This is a genomic window from Ulvibacter sp. 2210JD10-4 (assembly GCF_058148525.1).
In genome coordinates, this window is the sequence record NZ_JBYVJZ010000001.1 from 815,746 (window position 1) to 839,471 (window position 23,726).

A 23,726-nucleotide genomic window follows, 5' to 3' on the forward strand; every position below is an offset into this window, starting at 1 on the left:
CTGTTCTAATTAGGAATAATTATTTGACTTTGTTCTCCAGTGGTAATATCTAAAACATTTATTACCAAACCTTCATTAGATTCATATACTTCATATTGAAGGTTTCCATCTGTAGAAGTGCCTAATGGAGGTGTGTTATTACTATCGAATCCTCCTCCGGTTAATTGATTATTTAAACTATTATTTAAAGCATCCAAATTATCTAAGCCTGACAATGAATCATCGCTAAAAGGATTTTGAGCATTTGCGGAATTCAATAACCACGTATAATTAAATGGGTCTCCTCCAAAAGCAGGATTTTTGGGAGTATATACTAATTGTTGCCCAAAACTATAGGATGTTGCAGCTAAAAACAGAAGTAGAATAATAGATCTCATAATGTATAGTTAATAGTGTTGTACCTTATTTTTTTCTTGCTTTATTTTTTGAAGTTGTATATAAACTCTTTTAATAGCTTCTTGTGACATTGTTTTGAGGTAATCATTTTGAGGCCGTACAAAAAACTCTAATACTATACTATCATCAACTAATACTTCAATTTTAGTATTATTTGCCAAGGCCAGAGTCTCTTTTATTGTCACTATTTTTTCGCCATTAATATTATTACCTGTGTAAAGGGAATAGAACATTTTATAAAAGTCTCTACCGGGTTTTGTCTTAGTTTGCTCAATTACAATTCCTCTTAGTATCACTCCATCATCCTTCTCATGTGTTGCATCTGGAGATATGGATTCTTTTTGAAGTAATTCTTTTTCTGCTATGGCTTTATCTTCAGAAGTGCCATTAAGAATAACTCTGTCTTTCCCAAGTAGTACATCTTCCGTATCATATACCAATAAAAGAATGATTATTCTATCGGTATCATTTGCATTAATAGTGGTTTTGGATAAATTCTGTTTTTGACCGGAGGTCAATACTAATCGACCGCTTTGATCATTTTTCGATCTGTTGGAGTTTTGGGGATTATTTTTTATTACAGAAAGTACGTAACGAATATTTTGGTTAATATTGGTTTTATTAAATGCCGAGCCTGTAACTTCAATAAATTCTGTATTACTTTCTAAATTTATTTTTGCTTCAATCTTTGTATTATATATTTGAGAAACGCCACTTATTGTAACAAGCAGCAAAAAAAGAAGTAGAATTATATGTCGGTTTGCTTTAAACAATATAAATCACCTTTTTATATTCCGAATTATAATGGTTTGGTTTTTTCCTTTCATTGTAACTCGCATTTTTTCAGAAATGGAATTTGTACCATACCAAATGAGGTTTTGGTTACTTCCACTTTGATATATAGTTGCTCCATGAAAGAGTGTTGCTTTCGAGCTTAAATCGAAAAAGCTATGATTGTTACCATTTTGAAACACATTTTCATTAATGAGTCCCGAGGTTATATCAAGAACTATATCATTATTACTACCTCTTTGAAATAGATTTACATTGCTATACACAGAACGTGTATTGGAGATTGCATTGTTATTGTTACCTATTTGCTGAATATAGATCTTATTGCTAACAGAAGTAGTTGCAGCTGTACTTATTGGAGTGGACTGAGAAGCTAAAAAACTAAGTTGAGCCGCCTGGCTCTGTGTATTATCAACACCTGTATTACTATATGTTTGTGCCAACATAAAGCTGCTAGCCAACAAAAATAAAAGTGTATAATATGTTTTAGCTATCGTCTTCATTTTGATCACTATTCAATATTATTCAAGTTAAGTAAAGATAAGGGGAATTCAATTAAAAAAAGCAAAAAACTTTTTTCTTCTTAAATAGTAATGTATAAGAGCAAACTGATTGCTCTCATACATTACTGTAAATATAGAATTTTAAATTCTATTATAGATTATGCTGATTTACAACAGAAGAGTTTCCTCCACCAAATTGAGTAACAGTACTCATATGGCCAAGACCATGTTGGTGAACATAACTATCATTAAAGAATCCTACTTGAAGAACATCAGAATCATTTAATCTTCCATACTGCTCAGTCCACTGACCGTTTCCAATACCAGCCTGTAATACATCAGAGTCATTACGACGTCCGTGCTGATCTGTATAACTCCAGTTTCCTAGACCGAACTGAAGGCTAGTTGATGTGTTACGTCTTCCTAATTCATGTACGTAAGCATAGTTATGTGCTCCTATTTGTAAAGCATATGCATCGTTACGTCTTCCCATTTGGTCAATGTCAGAAGTGTTACCATATCCTAATTGAACCGCATCAGCGTCATTACGTCTTCCTATTTGAGTAATGTCTGATTCGTTCATAATTCCTCTTTGGTATACATTAGCATCGTTACGTCTTCCTCTTTGATAATTGTCAGAATCGTTACCATATCCCATTTGGTCTACGTTAGATACGTTACGTCTTCCTCTTTGGTCAACTTCAGAATAGTTACTTTCTCCAACTTGTAATACATCAGATTCGTTCATAATTCCTCTTTGATCAACATCAGACATGTTATCGATGCCGTATTGGTCAACATCAGAATCGTTACCATACCCTAATTGAAATACATCAGAGTCGTTGATGGCACCAACTTGGTTAACGTCAGAGGTATTCAAAACACCTACCTGAAGGACATCACTGTCATTAAATTGTGCAAACCCAACTGTTGCAACCATTAGTGCTAAAGCACTTAAAACTACTTTTTTCATAATTTAAAAAGATTTAAAGATTAATATTGGTTAATAAAAATTGTTTGTCAAATTTGATATTTGGAAAGCTCGCTTTCCTTAGTTACCTTTATTATTACTAATTTTAGGTAACATTAATTTTGTGACTTACATACGCACAACATTCAAATTGAGTTTTAAATTTTAAACCCAATTTTTTCATTCAAAAATTCACTTTAATAATGTCAAAAAACGTCCATACCATATAGCCATATATATGACCAAAACAGCATAATTAAATAGGATAAAAAATGAGGAGTATAATTAAGAATTATGTATATCTCAACCTTAATTACAAATCAAATATCTAAAATAAATCGATACAAAAACATACGTGCTTACACGTATATTATTAATATTCAGTATTTTGTAGGAAAAATCGTGTTAATATTCATAGTAGGAATCGACCTACATACAAAAAAGGCCGTTAAATGACTTAAATATTAGCTTTTTATCGAAATGTTAAAATTATGTTAAAATAATTTATGTAAGAAAATATTTCAATTTTGCACAAAAAAGCCGGTTTTTAATCAAAAACCGGCCTCTCATTTTGTGCAAATAGTTTCTTATTTTGTAAATAATAATTCACGATATTTAGTTAATGGCCAAATCTCATCATCTACCAAGAGTTCTAATTTATCACAATGGTAACGTATTTCTTCAAAATAAGGTTTCACTTTATCGCAATAAGCAGCAGCACGTTTTTCTACATCTGTAATTGTGTTTGCCTTTTTACGTTCATTAATCATATCGGTTATTCCCTTATTAATCTTCGCGATGTGTTCAGAAATTTGTTCGATCAAAGCCATTTGCTCTCTGGCAAGTTTTTTAAAGTCCTTTCCGTATATATCTTTTATCCCCTGTACATTTTCAATCAATATGTTTTGGTACCGAATTGCCGTAGGAATTACATGATTTCTTGCAATATCCCCTAATACACGCCCTTCAATTTGTATGCGTAGTGCATATTCCTCAACTTCAATCTCATGACGAGCTTCAATCTCTACCTTGCTCATAATATCCAGATCTTCGTAAAGGGCAATGGTCCTTTTAGATACTTGTGCTTTTAAAGCTGTAGGCGTTGTTTTATTATTACTTAGGCCTCGCTTCTTCGCTTCTTTCTCCCAAGCCTCTCCATAACCGTCTCCTTCAAAACGTATACGCTTGGAGTCTTTAATATATTCTCTAAGTATATTGAAGATAGCATCATCTTTCTTCATTTTCTTTTCAGCAATTAACGTATCTACCTGTTCTTTAAATTCATTCAACTGTCTGGCAACAATAGCATTTAGTACTGTCATTGGTTTTGCACAGTTTGCAGTAGATCCTACAGCGCGAAATTCAAACTTGTTACCGGTAAAGGCAAATGGAGATGTACGGTTACGGTCAGTATTGTCCAATAAAATCTCCGGAATTTTACCTACAACATTTAGTTTGAGGTCTGTTTTTTCTTCCGGTGACAATTTTCCATCTGTAACTTTTTCAAGTTCATCCAATACTTGTGTTAGCTGCGAACCTATAAATACCGAAATAATGGCCGGAGGTGCTTCATTAGCACCTAAACGATGGTCATTACTTGCACTTGCAATAGCTGCCCTGAGCAATTCTTCATAATCATTTACAGCTTTAATGGTATTGATAAAGAACGTCAGGAATTGTAGATTCTTCATAGGGGTACTACCAGGTCCTAATAGGTTTACCCCTGTATTTGTTGCTAATGACCAATTATTATGTTTTCCACTTCCGTTGATTCCTGCAAAAGGTTTTTCATGAAATAGTACTATAAAGTCATGACGGTCTGCAATTTTACTCATTACATCCATTAATAAGGAGTTATGATCTACAGCCAGATTGGTCTCTTCAAAAATTGGTGCCAACTCAAATTGGTTTGGAGCTACCTCATTGTGACGCGTTTTTACAGGAATACCCAAATACATACATTCGGTTTCCAGATCACGCATATAATTAAGTACCCGTGTAGGAATAGATCCAAAATAGTGATCATCTAATTGTTGGCCTTTTGCTGAAGCATGACCTAATAGAGTTCTCCCTGCCAATGAAATATCGGGGCGAGATTTTGCCAAAGCCTTATCAATTAAAAAATATTCTTGTTCCCATCCTAGTGTTGGGTTTACTTTAGTAACGCTCTTATCAAAATATTTAGCTACTGCTGTCGCAGCATGGTCAATACTTTGAAGTGCACGAAGTAATGGGGTTTTATTATCTAATGCCTCTCCGGTATATGAAACAAAAACAGTTGGAATACATAAAGTGGTGCCAAAAATGAATGCCGGAGAAGTAGGGTCCCACGCAGTATAGCCGCGAGCTTCAAAAGTGTTTCTAATTCCCCCGTTAGGAAAACTAGAGGCATCTGGTTCTTGTTGTACCAGTTGTCCTCCTCCAAATTTTTCGATAGATCCACCATCTCCTGTTGTCTCAAAGAATGCATCGTGTTTTTCAGCAGTCGAACCTGTTAAAGGTTGAAACCAGTGTGTATAATGCGTTGCTCCTTTAGATATTGCCCATTCTTTCATACCTGTAGAAATATGGTCAGCTACATCACGATCAATTTTAGACCCATTTTCAATAGCATCCATAACGCTTTTGTAAGAGTCCTTAGTTAAGTATTGTCGCATTGCTGTTTCGTTAAAGACATTTTTACCAAAGATAGACGATCGTCTTTCGGGTTCATTTACCTCTTTTACAGGCCTGTTAAATGAATCTTTTATTGCATGAAATCTTAATGTGGACATAGTATTGTACTATTTTATGGATTAATTTGTTTTTACTGCACAAAAATATATATATATTTAAAACTACCCCCTATTTTTTTTAGTTAAGTTATCAATAAATCATATTTTAATGTTGATAACCCCCTATTTTTACATAGGTATATATAAAAAACACATATAGTAATCTAAATAACCCCTAATATTAATATAAAAAAGAGAAGAAGTTTAGCTTAAAAAAGCCAGGCCTATAAAGGTTGCATAAGCAATAAAGATGAACAGTCCTTTAATGCGTCCAATTTCAAATCTTTTTGGAAGAAAAGCTAATGGAATAAGTATAGCTGCAAAACCCAACATCCAAAAAATATCACTGGTAAGTACTTTTTGACTTTTTAGTACAATAGGTTGAATAATCGCCGTGATCCCTAAAACCGAAGCTATATTAAAAATATTGGACCCTATTAAATTTCCCAGAGAGATCGCTTTCTCTTTTTTCAAAGCTGCTATTACCGAAGCAGCTAATTCAGGGACACTGGTACCAATTGCTATCATTGTAACAGCTATAACGCGTTCGCTTACACCTAATGCAGTAGCAAGGTCAACTGCTCCTTTAACCAATAATTCGCTTCCACCCCATAAAGCAACGCCTCCAATAAGTAGCCAGATAATAATTTTAAAATTTGATACCCTGGAAAGTGCATCGTCTACTCCTTCTAAAGATTTTGTTTCGGCAGCTTGCTTGGCGCGGCGCAACAAAAGAAATAGGTACAAAACCAGCAATGCAATCAAAGCCAATCCTTCCAACCTATCAATTTGTTCTCCACTCTTCAGTAAAAAATAGAGTGCAACCGATAGAAACATCATGACCGGCCAGTTGAACTTATAAAAGTCTTTATCTATTGCCAAGGGAGTAATCACAGCAGTAATCCCCAAAACCAAACCAATATTCGCAATATTTGAGCCTATAACATTCCCCAAAGAAATATCACTAAAACCATCAAGTGCAGCTTGTACACTTACCAGCAATTCCGGAGCAGACGTAGCGAAAGACACTACCGTTAAACCTATCACCATTTTTGAAAGGCGTAATTTAAAAGACAATGCTACCGAAGATCGTACCAGAAACTCCCCGCCTACAACCAACAATACCAACCCTAAGAAAATATAAAGTATGCTCATGGACAAATTTAAGTTGCGAAGATACTATAACATTTAGGTATTCTAAAATTGTACCGAAACAATAAAAAACTAAAAAAACAGTTAATTAACTAAATATATAGTTGTATAACTATAAAAATAGTTTTAGATTTGTTCTATGGAGCAATTAACAAATAAAGAAGAAGAAGTAATGCAAGCATTATGGGGGCTGGAAAAAGCCTTCGTTAAAGAAATTGTGGCAAGCTTGCCTAGTGATAATCATTACAATACCGTTTCTACCATTGTGAGAAATCTGGAAGAAAAAAAGTATGTGTCTCATACTGCATATGGAAAAACCCATCAATATTTTCCTCTGGTTAGTAAAGAAGAGTACACCAAAAGGTTTATGAATCTGGCAATGAAACGTTACTTTGACAACAACTACAAAAGCATGGTTTCTTTTTTTGCCAAAGAAGAAAAAATCAGTGCTAAAGAGTTGAGAGAGATCCTGGATATTATCGAAAAGAAAAAATAATATGGAGTTACTTATATATTTAGGCAAGTCTGCGATTGTTCTGGCATTATTTTATGTGGTATATTTTTTATTATTACGAAAGGACACTTTATTTAATGCCAAACGTCAATTTTTGATAGTAGGTAGTATTTCTTCAGTGTTGCTACCTATGGTTGAATTTACAAAAGTGACATATCTTGAGATTCCGGAGATCGTCTCTTTGACAGTTAGTGAAACTGTTCCGGCTACGCATGTCATTCAGCAAAATGAAGCAGTAGTAATCTATTGGTGGCAAATCATTGCTATTCTTTACTTTACAGGCCTCTCCTTAATGACTTTTCGATTTCTTAGGCAGCTATTTTCACTTTTAAGAATTATTACAACTTCTGCTTCTGAAAAAATTAACGGTTGTAATCATATAAATGTAAACACGAATGTTTCTCCTTTTTCATTCTTTAATTATGTTGTTTATAATCCATCACTGCACAGTAAAGAAGAACTAAAAATGATCTTGCAGCATGAGCGAGTACATACCTCACAATGGCATACACTGGATATTTTATTGGCAAACCTCATTCTTATATTTCAATGGATGAATCCCTTTGCATGGTTATATAAAAGTGGTATCGAGGAAAACCTGGAATTTATTGCAGACAATGAAACTGCGCAACACGTTGCCTCAAAAAGAGCATATCAACTGGCATTAGTTAAGGCTTCATCAACCTTTACTGCTCCGTTGCCAGTTAATAATTTTTATCAATCATTCATCAAAAAACGAATTATCATGTTAAACAAAAGCACATCTAAAAAAGTAAATGTTTGGAAACTCAGTATTATTCTGCCATTGCTGGCCGTATTCCTTTGGAGTTTCAATGTAAAAGAAATAGTAGAATATAAAACTGCTCCATCAGAAATAAGTTCTTCTGAAAAAGTTGAAACATTGGAAAATGACAATCCGAATGTTTCAGAAATAATTGAAAAAAAAGGATCTGAAAAAGAATCCAACTCTCCGGTCATTTCTAAATCAAAAGATATTAACACTCCTTCCCTGCCTTCAGAAATTGAAAAAAAGGAAGTCGTTGCCTCTGCTGATACAATATTACAAGGAGATGAAGTATATATTTTGATTACCAAAAATACTACCGAAGAAGATCTGAGAATTCATAAAAAGAATTTGAAAGAAGAACATAATATTGATTTCGAATACAGCAACCTCAAATACAATAGCAGTGGTGAAATTATATCCATCGCAGTTAAATTTAGTGACAACAAAGGGGCTAATGGAAATTATCATGTATCTGAAGATGGCCCGATAAAGGACTTTTATTTTTACCTTTCTGAAGACGGACTTGTTGGCTTTGGTTCTGAAGCTATGGAAGAAAGACGTATAGAAAGAGAAAAAAGAAATGTGGAAAGAATGGAAAATCGCGTGAAAATACTTGAGAAAATGAAGGAAGAAAGACGTGTTGAAAGAGAAAAGAGAAGAAAAGATATATCCAAACGTTTAGAAAGTAAGCAGGTAAGGTTAAAAGAAATACAAAAACGCAATAAAGAAAAGGCAGAAGAAATAGAAAACAGAGTGTATGCCATTACCAATAGTGGTGATCGTGTTGATGAAGATGATGTATATGTAGTAGAGGATGGAGAAGTATATGTTATCAGTGATGAAGATGTTGATGAAGATGTGGTTTTTGTTGATAGTGTTAGAAGTGATGATGATGATGTCAATGTAGTTTTTATGGATGATCTAAAAGGCCATAGAAAAAGTTTAATAATCACTAAAGATATGACAGATGCTGAGCTAGATGATCTGAAAAGAGATCTAGCTGCTAATGGTATTAAATTTACTTATAGAAATGTGAAGCGAAATAATAATGGGAAGATCACAGGAATTAAATTTAAACTAAATAATAACAATGGGTCTGAGTCTGTTTCAAATATTAAATCCAACGGCAAACCTATATCTCCTATTCATTTAAGTATTGATTAGCCAATCTATGTTACTTTGAATTGTAAAAAGACCCACTTCTAGTGGGGCTTTTTATTTGTATTTTTATAAAATGAAAAAAATATTTTTTAAAGCTCTTGCAAAGATCAATAAAGTAATCCTCCCCAGTTTTACAAAAAGAAGGGTGGATCTGGCTAAGGCTTCAAAGTTCCAATTGGCTTTATTTGGTTACAGGTTATGGGTTACAAAAAATGCATTGGATTAGTAGGTTAACAAGGACCTAATTTCATATTGATCTATCTTTTTTGCTCCTTTTAGAAAGGCCAATTCAATTAAAAAATTGCATTGTACAATTTCTCCTCCTAGTTTTTCAATAAGTTTACATGCAGCTTTTGCCGTACCTCCGGTGGCTAAAACATCATCATGCAGTAAGACTCTATCACCTTTGCTTATAGCATCTTCATGAATTTCAATAGAATCCATTCCGTATTCTAATGCATAAGGTTGTTTTAGGGTTGTATACGGAAGTTTTCCCGACTTTCTAATGGGTACAAAACCGGCATTCAGCTCTTTTGCCAGTAAGGTTGCAAAAAAGAAACCTCGAGATTCAATACCAACCACCTTGTCAATTGGCTGTGTCTCAACCAGTTTCAATAATTCTGAAAGACAAAATGATGTGGCTTCCGGATTTGCCAATAAAGGAGTGATGTCCTTAAAAAGAATTCCCTGTTTAGGAAAATCATTAATATCGCGGATATATTTTTCAATTTCAAACATTTTGAAAGTTAGCTAATAAAAAAATCCAAACAAAATTGTTTGTGCTTTTTGTGAATTTGTATAAATTCCATTGACCAAAATTCGTTTACATTGAAAAAAAGCAGGGTCAAAAAATAATGTATCTAAAAATATATGAAGTATCAAGAATATGTTGTCAGAAATGCAAAACCCAATGAGTTTAGTGAGATTGGAAAGTTAATGGTCCGGGTATATTCACAATTAGAAGGTTTTCCAAACAAAACTGAACAACCTAAGTATTATGAAATGCTTGCCAACATAGGAGAATTAACAAAGAATCCTGAAACGCAGTTACTGGTAGCAGTTTCGCAGGATGGGGAAATTGCCGGTGGGGTTGTTTACTTTAATGATATGAAATACTACGGGTCCGGAGGTACGGCAACCAAAGAGTTAAATGCTGCCGGGTTTAGGTTATTGGCAGTCAATCATTCTGCAAGGGGAAAAGGTATTGGAAAACTTTTAACGATGGAATGTATTGAGAGAGCCAAGTCCCAAAAACTTGATCAAATAATCATTCATTCCACAAGGTCTATGAAAGTAGCCTGGAAAATGTATGAGAAGCTTGGTTTTAAAAGATCCGAAGGTCTGGATTTTATGCAGGGAGAATTGCCTGTGTTTGGGTTTCGGTTGATGCTTTGATAGAGAAACTGCAATGAAGTAATTAAATATCAAATTAGTCTGTGTAACCTTTTTGTAATTTTTACCATATTTGTTTTCAAACAAATAGACCAACCTATAAGCAGCAGTAGTACTTTTCAAATACTATTGATTTTAATTCTCTTCTTTTTCCTTAAGTGTTCTCTCTAACCTTTCTAAACTCTTCGTGTAAGGAGACACATCTTCATTGTTTTTTCTGGCTATAGCAACTGCAAGTTCATACAGCCTTCTGGACTCCTTATAATTGCCCTGTTTTTCAAAAAACTCTCCATAGCTGTCAAAAGCATTAGGAGAATTAGGAAAGTGTTCTATATTGTATTTAAATAAACTTTCTGCAGATTCATTTTTTCCCTCTCTCAGGTTATTATATGCTATTCTATTAATCAAACTTTCAGGGATCTCAATTGAATAGCCATATTGTTCATTCAACATCTTATAGTGTTCCTTCAAACCAACAATTCCTCTATCGCGTTGATAAAAAGGTACAAACCACGATTCGTGCAGTTTTCTTAATCCGTCATTTAAACCTACAAGTTTTGTGGATTCATGTGTCTCTTCATCGTAATACTCATAGTTCCACCTAATATTAGCTTTAGCCGCTTTACTTTTAAACAACTTAATGGTATTGTTGAAATTTAAACGCATTTCTGTCCAAGATTCATCTGCTAATGACAAAAAAACAAATTTATTGTCATGTTTAGCTCGGTTAAAATATTCAACTGCATGATCAAATACCAGCCCGTTATCATGAAATAGACTTGGACTTATAGCAATGTAATTATCAAAATGATCTGGATGATTAAATAAAGTGTATAAAGCGAAAAGGCCTCCATAAGATGCTCCATATAGTGTTTTGTGAGGTTTGGTTTTATACTTTTTTTCTATTGCAGGCATTAACTCTTTCGTTAAAAAGGATAAAAAGTTTTCTGCTCCGCCTCCCGTTGGAGAGTAATCATCTTTTGTAGGGGTTAGATCTCTGTCTCTGTCTTTACCATTATTAATCCCTACAACTATGGTTTGGGGCATAAAGCCCCTATTCGAAAAATAACGTACTGCCGAAGCAGCCATCCAAAAGTATTCATCTCCATCCAGCACATAGAGTACAGGGTAAGAACTCACATTATCATATCCTTCGGGAGTATAGACATAATATTCTCTATCTTGATTTAAGATTTTTGAAGTAATTGTATAACTTTTTCCAATTTCAATCGGCTGACCTATAGTTAAATTTGACAGAAGAATACCAACTATTATGACTATTTTTTTCAAGATAAATTGATTTATGATTAAGCCTGCTAATTATAAAGTATCCGAATTAAATAGAATATTCAAATATTGCTAATGTGAACCAATAATTTTAATTTGTGATCTTTTCTATAACCTTTTTAACATTTTCATTATCCGGATCTAGTTCCAAAGATTTTTTATACACTTTCAAGCTTGCTTTTGTATCACCTTTTTTAAGTAAAAATTCTCCGTAAGTATCATATAGATTTGCATTTTCAGGAAATGCTTTTAATGCCATTTCAACGAGCCTTATAGCGTCATTTATTCTATTGTTCCCGGCATATTTGTAAGCAATAGCATTGATATAGTTAGCACTAAACAGTTCTTTATTTGCATATTCCGGATTTGCTACATAGGCTTCTTCATATACTTGAATGGCACTGTCTGCCCCATTTACTTCCAAAGCAAATCCAAAGTCTTCATAGTTAGGAAGTAGCTTCTCTGTTGCTTTTTTTGAACTAAAGGTATATTCATTCGATGGTGCTACTGTCCAATCGATATCCTTCGTTTTTTTATTATGAAAATCTAAAAACTCTCCAACGTGCATTATATTATCTAAATATCCTGCTATTAGATCGTTAGCCGTTTTATCATCAATTCCTTTATTCAATAAATAATGATTTAAAAGATAGTAGCTTGAAAAAGCAGTGTGTCTCATTTCGTTATACTCAACAGTATAGGCAGGTGCATATTTTACATTTTCAAAATAATTGACTCTGTCAATTGGTGTAGCGTTTTCAGACCTCTTCTTTCCAACTGCCAGGAAAATTGGTCGGTATACAAATTCTCCTGTCGGATATTCAGAATCTTTCATTAGTTCAATAGCATTGTAACTTAAAGTGCCATCTAAGCTAGTTATGGAACTAGTGACTTCTTTGTTTCTTATTGAAAAGACCAATGCAGCAATAGCTCCCCAACTTCTACCTATTAGGTTAATTTTATTAGTATCTATAAAGTCCAGTTTATCGGCTTCAGCCATCATAAACTCCATATCTCTTGTTTGAGATTCTACTCCGGACCATCTGGCATTCATAGTCGGAACTCTAAGTCCTCTGGATTTTGAAGACATGACCACATATCCTTTACTCGCTAAAAACTCAAATAGTAAAAAATTATCATAAAAAACTGCTGAAGATCCCGGTGCGAATAGTACCAACGGGAATTTACCATGTAAGGGGTTAGAATTTAAATGAGCAGAAATGGGAATGTTTAGAATTTCGCCTGCTTTTTCTTTATTAATATGGGATGCATTTAAAAATTCTGAAATAAGACTATTTTCTAAAGAATCGTTTTTGGTCAATGATTCGGACCTTGAAGTAAACTTTATATAATCACTTAAACTTAGCTTTGGATCATTGCTTTTCTCTGACGGGTACCACACCCCTATTTGCATAGGTCTTGTTCTTTTACCCGATTCATTATTGTACTGATATATTCTACTAGCATCAAATACTTCAACCAATTTAAAGCCAACATCATACGTATCGGTCTTAAAATTTTCAAACAACTGTTTTGCCTCCTGACCAATACCATATAGCGGCAGAACCATTAAATTAATAGTGACAATTTTTTTGAATATGTTCATAATTGCTTTTTTTTTCATTCTTCATTCATTTTTTCAATCATCTTAATTGCATTGGTGTTTTCAGGGTTCAATTCTAAAGATTTCTTATAGAATTTAATTGCTCTTTCCCTATCACTTGAAAGCATATAGGCCTCCCCTAAACTATCATAGGTATTTGCGCTATCGGGGTACAACTCTGTATTAATTTTGAAAATTGTAATGGCTGCTTCATAGTTATTGTTGCCTAATTGTTCATATCCAAAGCTATTAATGGTAGATTCTTGTACCATATTATGAGAAGGGTTTTCTCCTTTTAGCTTTTTATAGGCCAATAAAGCTTCTTCATACTTATTTTCTTCAGCTAATTCAAAAGGTAGTTTTCCTATTACTTTACGAAAAACAGGCTCATATTCTTCAAAATCGTTCCACACATTGAATATCTCGGTCTTTTTGTCTGATCTTGGATTGAACTTAAGCTTTCTGGAAAATTCATCCAGCGTAAATGTGTTGTCACCTATATAAAATAATTCTTTTTCCTTACCCCATGTAAAAAATAATGTCTTGTTTTTTTCTTCCACCTTCACAATACCACCCCATATTAAGTCTTCATATCTGCCAGTGATTTTAGTTATTAGCGATTCCGGAACTTCTTTCACACCACTTTTATCTAATGGTTTTTTCCATCCGTGGGTTCTTATAATATTATCTCTTAATTTATCAAGTATGGGTATTCGTATATCATTAGGGCCATTACCAAAAAACACGATGCCTTTACCTGCTTCCATAGTAGCATAGACATGACCTCCAACCCCGGTATTGGCTCCTCCATGTGAAAACCAATCCAAATTTCCAAAACCATGCATTCTTTCCCAGCCCAGACTCCAGCCACCTAAAACTTTTCTGGTTACAACATCAGTAATTCTTTGGGCTGCCTTTTCAGAAAAAACAATTGAGCCCTTTCCATTTAAAGCTTTTTGGATCTCAATAACCAAAACAGACATGTCTGTTGGATTAGACCATAATCCTGAAGCAGATACCTGTGGTGTTATCGGAATTCCTGTTCTAATCACTTCTCTTCTAGAGTTATGAGCTTTCGCGATATTAGTTAAAAACCCAACCTCATTAGGTTGTTTCATAGTAATGTTCTTTAGTTTTAGAGGATCAAAGATGTACTCCTGAGCTAAATCCGCCAGAGATTTTCCAAGGTGATCTTCTACCGCCATCATAGCAATGGTATAGCCTCCTCCACTGTATTTCCAGTTAGTACCGGGTTTAAAGGTAATTTCAATTTCCGTATGATATCTCGGTAATTTACCTTGAACAGATTCTAAAATAGTAGGGGTTTTATCTCCTTCATAGAAGTCTGTAAAACCATGTTGAGTAGTTCCTGCCGTATGACTTAACAAATGCTCTAAGGTGGTAGGTGTATCTATATTGAATTCATTTTGAGGAATCTTCCATCTTTTAAGATAGCTATTCACAGGAACTGTCAGATCTATCAATCCTTTTTCTTCTAAAATGACAAATAAGGTAGCTGTTATCGCTTTAGAAATAGATGCTGTGGAAAAAGCCGTATTTATATCCAGAGGAATTGAATCATATTTCATACCCCAACTATCAGCCCAAACAATTTTGTAGTCCTCAAAAACAGTAACACTTAATCCTTTAAGTCCGCTTTTTCTCATCAGGTCCCGGATGGATAGCGTGTCTCCACTTTCAGAAGGTATTTTGGAAATTGCAGTTTCTTTCTTTAATGCAAAATTTTCCTGATCTTCAGTTTTACAACTTGAAAAAGCAAGCACCGATAAAATAAGGATATAGAATAGGTTTTTCATTTTGAATTTGTTTTTCTTAAAACAAATAAATTCAAAATGAACTTAGTATTCAGATATTGCTTTTTTAAAGCATATATCAGAGATGAGCTTTTTTAAGCTGGCTGGGCGCGAAACCGTAAATTCGTTTAAACTGCTTATAAAAAAGAATATAATTTGAAAAGCCAAAATCTATCGCAATTTCATTTAAGTTGCCCGGATTATCATCATTTTTTATATAAGAAACTGCTTTCTTTAGCTTTCTGTCTAAATAATATCTATTTGGCGTAATTCCATAAACCTCTTTGAATAATCTTATGAAGTGATATTTGGAAAGGCAGGATATTTTTGAAACTTCGTCCAGGTTAAAAGGTTGATAAAGGGTAGCATCAAGATATTCTTTCGCTTTTTCTAAACGCCTGAATGTTTCCCTTCTTGTTGTTATTTTTTTACTGCTAATTTTGTTGATCTGGTGCTGTAATCTATTTTGAGATAGTAATATCTTTTCAGAAAGTTCATAAAAAAAATCAACACACAATTGCATCTCTGCATTTTTTGAAATCCTGTCAAAATAATATTTTAATTGATAATCGATATTTTGAACCTCTTCATAAAAGGTAATGTGTTCTTTGGTATTACTAAATGGTTCTTCCAAAAACTTATCATTGTTATTTATGCCATCCAGGCAATCATTAAATATTTGAGGATTAATAAATATGGAAAGAGCATTGGCATTGGCAGAAATTAATGAAGAATCACTTTTATCATTAACAATTAACATTTTGCCACTTGTAATTTTCTTATGCTTACCGTTTATTTGATAATTCTCTTCCCCTTTTTCAATATATTTAATTGAAAAGTTAGAAACATAATTAATCACATCTTGGTCCGGATCCGTTTTTCCCGAAGATTTATATATTTCGTTTTCAAATCTTTCGGGAAATATGGTCTTTACATCATTCCGCAACAAAAAAATATTTTCTCTTACCAACATTGAAGGTCATCTTATGAAGTAAAGACACTAAAATAGCATTAAATATTACAGGAAACTAACAAGTTTTTGATTTTCTTAAAAATGAAGACTGAATTTTTACAAGGCTTTTTGTTTACAATAAATTCACAAGAGTATATTGAAATTCTGTAATTAATTTTAATATTAAAAGTAAGTCAATGACTTATATCATTGTTTAAATATCTGATATACAGTAGCTTTAAAATTCAATCCTAAAAACTTAGAAGTCATGAAAGGAATAACATTTTTATTTCTTGTACTCTTTTCTGCACTGTCTTTTGGTCAGTCTGAGAACAAGGAAAATATCTTAATTAACAAAGTACAACAGGACGATACATATCGTGCAGGAGAAACCATTAAGGTAAATGCCGCGATACAAGGAGACTTAGTCATAGCTGGAGGAAATCTTATTGTTAATGATAGTATTAACGGAGACTTGACGGCAGCTGGAGGTGAATTATTTCTCAACAATTATGTAGCAGATGATGTGCGTATAGCAGTAGGAAGGGTAACTATTGATTCTGAAATAGGTGATGACCTGGTTGTTTTTGGTGGGGAAGTTATCCTCACTGAGAATGCCAAAATACATGGAAACCTTAAATGTTTTGCCGGAAACATTGAAATAAATGGCGATGTAATTGGAAAACTAGACATTAAAGGGGCCGATGTTCTTATTGATGGAACTATAAATGAAACCTCAAAAATAATAGGGGAAGATATCATCATCGGGTCAAATGCAAAATTTCACAAAGAAGTTCAGTACTGGAATAGCGATGGAGAAATAGATTTTGAAAACTCCCTGGTCAATACTGAAGCTCAATTCAATGAAGATCTTGGTAAAGAAAAATCGCAATTATCTTTAACTAGCTTTGGAACAGCTTCCTTTGCATTATGGATATTCTATGTATTGTCTGCATTTCTGGTGATTCTAGTCTTACACGCTCTCTTTAAAAACGCATTTTCAAATGCTGCTATAGGTTTAGAAAATAATATGCTCAAAAGCTTTGGCTTTGGGTTGATTTATCTAATAGGGATTCCAGTACTGATTATCCTTGCTTTGCTAATTCTTATTGGAATTCCACTTGGCCTCTTCGTAACCGTTGTATTTATATTTAGTCTTCTGTTTGGTCATTTGATCGCTGCTTTGCTCCTGGTTTATCATTTAAAACATAAAAATGGAAAGAATTGGGGCTTTTGGAGTATTACATTCCTGGCATTATTTTTTGCTATCATATTGCGCATACTCACAATGATACCATTTGTAGGCATAGTACTTTCAGCAATCATTCTATCAATTACCTATGGTGCGTTGACTTTAAAGGTACTTCACGCTAAAAAACAACTGGTTAAAAATTAATATCATGAATAAAGAACATCCTAATATCAGTATTTTAAAGAGGTTCAATCCTGCAAATCCGAATACTGTGGCTGAGGTGTTGGCCGAAGATTTCGTTTGGCATTATATTAATCCTAAGCTACCCGAGATAGAAGGAGACTATTTCGGCCTCTCTGGTTTGAAAGACTTCTTCAAAAGAATCGCTGGTCGTACCAGTGGTTCCTTTCAGGTAAATCCCATATCCATAACACCTATGGGAGATGAACTAATCATCACACATGTTAAAGACACAATGTTACTAGAAGGTAAACAAATGAAAATTGACGCTGTTGTTGTATGGTGTATTATTGATGGTAAGATCAAAGAAGCCTGGGATATCCCTGTGATACATACAGCTACATTTCTAGAATGATAAAACAGAAACTATGAAAATAATAGAAGTGACACCGGAAAATGCAATAAAAGAAACATTCTTCTGCATCAAAGACACAAAAAAGCAAGGGTTTAAAGATAAACTCAAGTGGTTTAAAAAGCGTTACAAAGAAGGCTTAAAAATAAAAATCCTTAAAAATGATGAAGACAAAATGATTGGATTTATGGAGTATGTCCCGGCTAAATATGCATGGCGACCCATAGATGCCGATAATTATATGTTTATTCATTGTACATATATATACTCTAAAAAAGAGAGAAACATGGGCTATGGCTCTATGCTTATTGAAGATGCCGAAAAGGAAGCAAAAACCAAAGGAATGGATGGTTTATGTGTAATGACAAGTAAAGGTGGGTGGCTGGCCAATAAAACCCTTTTTGAAAAAAATGGTTTCGAACAAATTGAAATAAAAGACAGGTTTGAACTTTTATCAAAAACATGGAACAGCGATACTCAAAATCCTAAATTCCACAACTGGACAAAGCAACAAAAAAAGTATAAAGGCTGGCATCTACTTTACGCAGACCAGTGCCCCTGGAATGAAAAATCTGTAGCAGCAATTCTGAATGTTGCGATGGATCATGGTGTAGATCTGAAAGTATCTAAAATAAACACCGTAAAAGAAGCAAAAATGGCACCTTCCGGCTTTGGTGTTTTTAATCTTTTGTATGATGGCAAATTGTTAGACGACCATTATTTAAGCGCAACACGATTTAGAAATATTTTAAAAAAAGAACTCAATATTACTAAGTAGATTAGAATTTTGAATTAACGTTGTTTATCTGTGAACCCGGTAGGATTGGCTAGCGCCCTTCCCCACAAAGCTCCGCTTTGAAAATCAAAAAGCCACAAAATCAAAAAAGCAAGCTTTATGATTTTGCTTGCTTTTTGATTTATTCGTGACCTCGGCAGGATTACCTGAGGTGATCCTGAATAAATTCACTCCCGCAAATAGAAAGTCCAATTACTGGCGTAATTGTTTTTTATTTCACTCCAAACTTCTGAAGCTACGCTTCAGGTTCTTTGTAAAATAAAAAATCCATCACTTTTAAGTGATGGATTTTCTGCTTGATGTGACCTCGGCAGGATTCAAACCTGCAACCTTCTGAGCCGTAATCAGATGCGCTATTCAGTTGCGCCACGAGGCCGTAACGGGGTGCAAATATAAAATATTATTATGCATTAACCATAAAGGAATCTAAAAAAATAATCTAAACGATCTCTGCGCTTAAACCTGCTTCCAATAGCATCGTGCATCTGGGTTTTAATTCGTCAAAAGAACCCGTTTTAACATCGCATTTTCCTTTATAGTGAACAATGATCGAACATTGTTCGGCTTGCTCCGGAGTGTGGTCACAAGCATAGATTAACGTATTAATTACATGATCAAATGTATTTACATCGTCATTGTAAAGTACAATGGTATTTTCTTTATTGACTTTTTCAGCAAATAATACATCTTCCTGTATTTTTTCTTTGGTACTCATAACAAAACATTACTCTAAATTACAAATTTTGTTGCAATCCAGTTATTTTTCTTTTTGTTATCAACGATGGTAAATCCCAACTTATTGCAACATTGTGTAATGATTGGCAGATCTTCTTCATAAAACCCACTAAGGTAGAGTGTACCGCTGGAGAGCAAGCTGTTCTTATAGGCCTCCATATCTTTCAATAAAATGTTACGATTGATGTTTGCAATTACAACATTGTATTTATTTTTTGGAATGCTGCCGGCATCTCCTAATTGTACAGAAATTGCTTTACAATTATTGCGCACTATGTTTTCTTTAGAATTTTCAACACACCATTCATCAATGTCAATAGCATCAATAGTTGAAGCTCCTCGCATAGAAGCTAAGATTGCCAATACTGCCGTTCCACAACCCATATCTAAAACCGTTTTTCCTTCAAAATCATTCTCCAGAATGTATTGGAGCATCATAAAAGTAGTTTCGTGATGCCCCGTTCCAAAGGACATTTTTGGTTCTATGACAATTTCATAAGGCACGTTTGTTTCAGGATGAAAAGGTGCACGGACCACACATGTATCATTCACTTCTATAGCATTGAAATTCTTTTCCCATTCCTCATTCCAGTTCATCTGTTCTATTTCTGAAAATGTATACACAATGGAAAATTCTTGTGAATCTAAGACCTGAACCTCTTTCAGGATCGAATCGTTCCATTCATTCTTCTGAATATAAGCAGTAACACCTTCTTCGGTTTCCACAAAGCTTTCGAAACCCGCGTAGCCTAATTCTGCTATTAAGATATCGGTTCCTGGTTGAAGTGGTTGAACCTTGAATTTATATTCAATATAATTTTGAAACATCAAAAAGCATTTACAATTGCCATAAAGTCGTCGGTATTCAATGCAGCGCCACCAATAAGTCCGCCATCCACATCCGGCTTGCTAAAAATTTCTTTTGCATTATTTGGCTTAACACTACCCCCATAGAGGATAGAAACATTTTCTGCCAGTTCATTAGTATATCTTTTTGAAATTGCATTCCTAATAAATTGATGCATTTCCTGTGCTTGTTGCGGAGACGCTGTCACACCTGTTCCAATGGCCCAAACCGGCTCATAGGCCAGCACCACATTCTTCCAGGCTGGTTCAAAAAGTGTAAAAACTCCAGTATCTAATTGTTCTTTTACCACATCAAAATGAGAACCGGACTGGCGGTCTTTCAACTCTTCTCCAAAGCAAAATATCACTGTCATTCCATTATTAACTGCCGCCTGTACTTTCTTAGCTATAATAGTATTGGTTTCGCCAAATATCGATCTTCTCTCGCTATGCCCCAGAATTACAGTATCAACTCCAATGCCTTTGAGCATTGACATAGAAACTTCTCCTGTAAACGCCCCTTTTTCTTTAAAATACATATTCTGTGCAGCAACTTTTATTTCAGTCCCTTCCAGCAATTGTGTAGCAGCATGTAAATTAACAAAAGTAGGAGCTACCATTACAGAGACATCACCAGGAATAGCCTTACTCTTTAATTGTTTTAATAGTATTTCGGTTTCTGAAAGGTCATTATTCATCTTCCAGTTTCCCGCTACAATTTTCTTTCTCATATTTAGTTTTTAGGTTCTAATTTTTGGATCGAGCCATCCGTAGATAACATCCACAAAAATATTGATTAAAATAAATAAAGTAGCAATTACAATTACGGCTCCCATAATTACAGGAAGGTCTAAAGTATTTAAGGCATCTACAATTTCTTTTCCCAAACCGTTCCAGCCAAAAATATATTCCACAAAAACAGCGCCTGCCAACATTGATGCAAACCATCCTGAAATAGCCGTAACAACAGGGTTTAGTGAATTTTTTAAAGCATGCCTCTTTATAATGGTATAAAACGACAATCCCTTTGCCTTTGCAGTACGAATGTAGTCCTGGTTTAAAACTTCAAGCAAAGAGTTTCTCATTAATTGACTTACCACTGCTAAGGGACGAATCCCTAATACTATTGCCGGAAGAATTAAATTCTTCCATTGAATATAAGTCCCTTCTCCAAAATCATCCACTGCATATAAACTGCCTGTCATATTCAGGTTAGTATATTCATTGAGTAAAAACCCAAAGACCCAGGCAAAGATGATCGCGCTAAAAAAAGAGGGGACGCTCATTCCAAAAGTACTTATAAGTTGTATTGCTTTATCGATCCATCCGTCCTTAAACACAACCGAGATAATTCCTAAAAAAACACCTAATAGCATCGCTATTGTAATTGCAGAAACGGCCAACACAAAAGTATTGGGTAATGTTTCAGCAATAACGGCACTTACTTTTTTTCCGTTTTTCTGAAAAGATTCCCGCAAATAAGGTGTTTTTACTACTACAGTAGTTTCTGCAACGGTAAACAGTTTCGCAGCCTGGTATTTGTCTTTAGAAAGATGGGTGTAATCTTCGGTATTTGTACTGTGAAAAGACAGTGGAGACAGGTCATTTATATAATATAGATATTGAAGCCCTATCGGTTTATCAAATCCATACTTCTTTTTAACAACTGCTATCTGTTCGGCATTTTCATTTTGCCCTAACATCATTCTTGCAGGGTCACCGGGAAGTATAGTAAACAATAAAAAGATAACTGTAACTACTCCAAATAAAGTAAGCAAAGCATAGCCAAATTTTTGAAGTACATACCCGGTCACTCTAGTCTAGTTTTAACTTTTTTGCATCGTTATAATGCAATTTTTGCAATATGGTTCCTTTATCAAGTTCTAAAATTCCGGGATTGCTACGAACAATGGTTTTTAATGTTGTTTCATCACAAAAATAGAAGTTGAAGTTTAGCTCGTAGTCCTTGGTCATTTGGTCCATTACAGCTTGTGATGAAGCAGACCATCCTATTACTTTGTATCCTTTTTTAATTGCTTCATTAGTAAGTTTACGAACAGAAGCAAAGCCTTCTTTTTCAGAATTGGTTAGATTATAAACAACAATAACTATAAGTTTTTCTTCATTCAAGAATTGAGTAGTATAATCTTCTCCGTCGCGCTCAATACTAAAATCATGTATAGGAGGTTCATATCCAGCCTGTATTTCTTTCGTTTCAACACCTATAAACTCTCCTTCTTGTTGAGGATAATCGCCGTTAGTAGTAATAATCTTTTTTTCTCCATTGACATTAAATTCCCAATTATATTCAAAAATTGGTTTAGGAGCACCTTCGGGAACAATCATTCCTTCGGTTATATTAGCTCCTATTTTATAAGGTCGAAAGTCTATAATTGGTAAATGCTGAAGGACATAATATGTGATAGCCAAACAGCCTATAAAACTGGCAAATACAATAATACTTTGTGTGCCACGTGCAAAAAATGGCTGAATATATTTCCTTCCAAAGAACAAAATAAGGATTAGTACAAGTAATACTATGTCCTTGGTGAAGGATTCCCAGGGTGTTAATTTCAGTGCATCTCCAAAACAACCACAATCTGTCACTTTATTAAAATATGCCGAATAGAATGTTAGGAAGGTAAAGAATACGATCATTAACAATAAACTCCAGAGTGTAAACTTTTTAGCATACCCTAGAATAATCATAATACCCAGAAGTACTTCATAGATCACTACAAAAATTGCTATGAGTAATGCGTAGGGTACTAAAAAATCCAGATTTAAGACATCTGGTGCAAAATAATCTTTCAGCTTAAAGGAAAAACCAACAGGGTCATTCAATTTTATTAAACCACTGATGATAAATAAAATTCCGACGAATATTCTTGAAATTCCAACTAGTACTTTCATTCTTTTTGTTTTAAATGTATCAAGGCAAATACCGCATAATTGATCATGTCCTGATAGTTCGCATCTATGCCTTCGCTTACTAAAGTAATGCCTTGATTGTCTTCAATTTGTTTTACGCGCAATAATTTCTGAAGGATCAGATCTGTCAATGAACTCACTCGCATATCCCGCCAGGCCTCACCATAATCGTGGTTTTTGTCGAGCATGAGCTGTTTAGTTATCTCAACCTTTTCATCGTATAGCTCAATGGCTTCTTTTAACGATAAATCCGGCTGTTCCACTACCCCTTTCTCCAACTGGATCAATGCCATTATGGAATAATTGATAATACCAATAAATTCACTTGCCTCGCCTTCATTTACTTTGCGCTGTTTATTTTGCTGAAGGCTTCTTATGCGTTGTGCTTTTATAAAAATCTGATCGGTTAAAGACGGTAGTCGCAGTATTCGCCAGGCACTTCCGTAGTCTTTCATTTTATTTGTAAACAGTGCTTTGCATGTTTCAATTATCTCATTGTATTGTTTTGAAGTATCCGGCATTTTGGTGTCTAATATT

Annotated in this window: 24 protein-coding genes and 1 tRNA gene; 7 read left to right on the forward strand and 18 right to left on the reverse strand. The window is 34.2% G+C overall.

The window, feature by feature from the left end; all coding sequences use genetic code 11:
* Window positions 1–5 precede the first annotated feature (5 nt).
* The 6 genes from ACY2RT_RS04060 to ACY2RT_RS04085 all read right to left on the reverse strand — a co-directional run bounded on the left by ACY2RT_RS04060 (window position 6) and on the right by ACY2RT_RS04085 (window position 6,590).
* Window positions 6–377: a curli assembly protein CsgF gene (locus ACY2RT_RS04060; RefSeq protein WP_490154597.1), complete on the reverse strand. Its 372-nt coding sequence runs from the start codon at window positions 375–377 to the stop codon at window positions 6–8.
* 9 nt (window positions 378–386) lie between these two features.
* A complete protein-coding gene (locus ACY2RT_RS04065; RefSeq protein ID WP_490154598.1) occupies window positions 387–1,130 on the reverse strand; it encodes a CsgE family curli-type amyloid fiber assembly protein in 744 nt (247 codons plus the stop codon).
* Between the two features lie 45 nt (window positions 1,131–1,175).
* Complete coding sequence (locus ACY2RT_RS04070) at window positions 1,176–1,691, reverse strand: hypothetical protein (protein WP_490154599.1); 516 nt, start codon at window positions 1,689–1,691, stop codon at window positions 1,176–1,178.
* 151 nt (window positions 1,692–1,842) lie between these two features.
* Window positions 1,843–2,631, reverse strand: coding sequence for a hypothetical protein (locus tag ACY2RT_RS04075; RefSeq protein WP_490154600.1), 789 nt, complete (start codon window positions 2,629–2,631; stop codon window positions 1,843–1,845).
* 617 nt (window positions 2,632–3,248) lie between these two features.
* Window positions 3,249–5,435, reverse strand: coding sequence for a glutamine synthetase III family protein (locus tag ACY2RT_RS04080; RefSeq protein ID WP_490154601.1), 2,187 nt, complete (start codon window positions 5,433–5,435; stop codon window positions 3,249–3,251).
* Between the two features lie 204 nt (window positions 5,436–5,639).
* Window positions 5,640–6,590 carry a calcium/sodium antiporter gene (locus tag ACY2RT_RS04085; protein WP_490154602.1) on the reverse strand — a complete coding sequence of 317 codons (951 nt, stop codon included), beginning with the start codon at window positions 6,588–6,590 and terminating at the stop codon, window positions 5,640–5,642.
* 136 nt (window positions 6,591–6,726) lie between these two features.
* Here ACY2RT_RS04085 and ACY2RT_RS04090 point away from each other — a divergent pair, with 136 nt between their 5' ends.
* The 3 genes from ACY2RT_RS04090 to ACY2RT_RS04100 all read left to right on the forward strand — a co-directional run bounded on the left by ACY2RT_RS04090 (window position 6,727) and on the right by ACY2RT_RS04100 (window position 9,275).
* The gene (locus ACY2RT_RS04090) at window positions 6,727–7,083 is read left to right on the forward strand and encodes a BlaI/MecI/CopY family transcriptional regulator (RefSeq protein ID WP_490154603.1); all 357 of its coding nucleotides are present in this window, start codon (window positions 6,727–6,729) and stop codon (window positions 7,081–7,083) included.
* 1 nt (window position 7,084) lies between these two features.
* Window positions 7,085–9,052 (forward strand): M56 family metallopeptidase, encoded by a 1,968-nt coding sequence (locus tag ACY2RT_RS04095; protein ID WP_490154604.1) that lies wholly within the window; start codon window positions 7,085–7,087, stop codon window positions 9,050–9,052.
* A gap of 70 nt (window positions 9,053–9,122) precedes the next feature.
* Entirely contained in the window at window positions 9,123–9,275 is a 153-nt protein-coding gene (locus ACY2RT_RS04100) for an SsrA-binding protein (RefSeq protein ID WP_490154605.1), read from the forward strand.
* Here the strand turns inward: ACY2RT_RS04100 and ACY2RT_RS04105 are convergent.
* On the reverse strand, window positions 9,272–9,787 hold the full coding sequence (locus tag ACY2RT_RS04105; protein ID WP_490154606.1) for an adenine phosphoribosyltransferase: 516 nt from the start codon (window positions 9,785–9,787) through the stop codon (window positions 9,272–9,274). The two genes, ACY2RT_RS04100 and ACY2RT_RS04105, sit on opposite strands and share 4 nt — an antisense overlap.
* A 132-nt stretch (window positions 9,788–9,919) precedes the next feature.
* Between ACY2RT_RS04105 and ACY2RT_RS04110 the strand changes: the two genes are divergently transcribed.
* On the forward strand, window positions 9,920–10,444 hold the full coding sequence (locus ACY2RT_RS04110) for a GNAT family N-acetyltransferase (RefSeq protein WP_490154607.1): 525 nt from the start codon (window positions 9,920–9,922) through the stop codon (window positions 10,442–10,444).
* 132 nt (window positions 10,445–10,576) lie between these two features.
* On the opposite strand, the gene ACY2RT_RS04115 is transcribed toward ACY2RT_RS04110, so the two are convergent.
* The 4 genes from ACY2RT_RS04115 to ACY2RT_RS04130 form a co-directional block, all read right to left on the reverse strand.
* Window positions 10,577–11,731: an alpha/beta hydrolase-fold protein gene (locus ACY2RT_RS04115; protein WP_490154608.1), complete on the reverse strand. Its 1,155-nt coding sequence runs from the start codon at window positions 11,729–11,731 to the stop codon at window positions 10,577–10,579.
* Window positions 11,732–11,819: 88 nt separating this feature from the next.
* The gene (locus tag ACY2RT_RS04120; RefSeq protein ID WP_490154609.1) at window positions 11,820–13,352 is read right to left on the reverse strand and encodes a tetratricopeptide repeat protein; all 1,533 of its coding nucleotides are present in this window, start codon (window positions 13,350–13,352) and stop codon (window positions 11,820–11,822) included.
* On the reverse strand, window positions 13,349–15,148 hold the full coding sequence (locus ACY2RT_RS04125) for a serine hydrolase (protein WP_490154610.1): 1,800 nt from the start codon (window positions 15,146–15,148) through the stop codon (window positions 13,349–13,351). The genes ACY2RT_RS04120 and ACY2RT_RS04125 overlap by 4 nt, the downstream gene beginning before the upstream one ends.
* Before the next feature lie 76 nt (window positions 15,149–15,224).
* The gene (locus tag ACY2RT_RS04130) at window positions 15,225–16,118 is read right to left on the reverse strand and encodes a helix-turn-helix domain-containing protein (RefSeq protein WP_490154611.1); all 894 of its coding nucleotides are present in this window, start codon (window positions 16,116–16,118) and stop codon (window positions 15,225–15,227) included.
* Between the two features lie 247 nt (window positions 16,119–16,365).
* Here ACY2RT_RS04130 and ACY2RT_RS04135 point away from each other — a divergent pair, with 247 nt between their 5' ends.
* From ACY2RT_RS04135 to ACY2RT_RS04145, 3 genes are read left to right on the forward strand one after another with little or no spacing between them, the layout of a single operon-like run.
* Entirely contained in the window at window positions 16,366–17,493 is a 1,128-nt protein-coding gene (locus tag ACY2RT_RS04135) for a bactofilin family protein (RefSeq protein WP_490154612.1), read from the forward strand.
* Window positions 17,494–17,497: 4 nt separating this feature from the next.
* On the forward strand, window positions 17,498–17,884 hold the full coding sequence (locus ACY2RT_RS04140; protein ID WP_490154613.1) for a nuclear transport factor 2 family protein: 387 nt from the start codon (window positions 17,498–17,500) through the stop codon (window positions 17,882–17,884).
* 13 nt (window positions 17,885–17,897) lie between these two features.
* Entirely contained in the window at window positions 17,898–18,659 is a 762-nt protein-coding gene (locus ACY2RT_RS04145) for a GNAT family N-acetyltransferase (RefSeq protein ID WP_490154614.1), read from the forward strand.
* Between the two features lie 320 nt (window positions 18,660–18,979).
* Here ACY2RT_RS04145 and ACY2RT_RS04150 read toward each other — a convergent pair.
* The 7 genes from ACY2RT_RS04150 to ACY2RT_RS04180 all read right to left on the reverse strand — a co-directional run bounded on the left by ACY2RT_RS04150 (window position 18,980) and on the right by ACY2RT_RS04180 (window position 23,710).
* Window positions 18,980–19,053, reverse strand: a tRNA-Arg gene (locus ACY2RT_RS04150).
* A gap of 63 nt (window positions 19,054–19,116) precedes the next feature.
* The gene (locus ACY2RT_RS04155; RefSeq protein WP_490154615.1) at window positions 19,117–19,392 is read right to left on the reverse strand and encodes an ATP-dependent Clp protease adaptor ClpS; all 276 of its coding nucleotides are present in this window, start codon (window positions 19,390–19,392) and stop codon (window positions 19,117–19,119) included.
* Window positions 19,393–19,406: 14 nt separating this feature from the next.
* Window positions 19,407–20,240, reverse strand: a complete 834-nt coding sequence (prmA, locus tag ACY2RT_RS04160) for a 50S ribosomal protein L11 methyltransferase (protein ID WP_490154616.1) — start codon at window positions 20,238–20,240, stop codon at window positions 19,407–19,409.
* Window positions 20,240–20,989, reverse strand: a complete 750-nt coding sequence (tpiA, locus tag ACY2RT_RS04165) for a triose-phosphate isomerase (protein WP_490154617.1) — start codon at window positions 20,987–20,989, stop codon at window positions 20,240–20,242. The genes prmA and tpiA overlap by 1 nt, the downstream gene beginning before the upstream one ends.
* A gap of 9 nt (window positions 20,990–20,998) precedes the next feature.
* A complete protein-coding gene (locus ACY2RT_RS04170; protein ID WP_490154618.1) occupies window positions 20,999–22,072 on the reverse strand; it encodes an ABC transporter permease in 1,074 nt (357 codons plus the stop codon).
* A 1-nt stretch (window position 22,073) separates the two neighbouring features.
* Complete coding sequence (locus ACY2RT_RS04175) at window positions 22,074–23,171, reverse strand: BT_3928 family protein (protein ID WP_490154619.1); 1,098 nt, start codon at window positions 23,169–23,171, stop codon at window positions 22,074–22,076.
* The gene (locus ACY2RT_RS04180; RefSeq protein ID WP_490154620.1) at window positions 23,168–23,710 is read right to left on the reverse strand and encodes a DUF1599 domain-containing protein; all 543 of its coding nucleotides are present in this window, start codon (window positions 23,708–23,710) and stop codon (window positions 23,168–23,170) included. The genes ACY2RT_RS04175 and ACY2RT_RS04180 overlap by 4 nt, the downstream gene beginning before the upstream one ends.
* Window positions 23,711–23,726 lie beyond the last annotated feature (16 nt).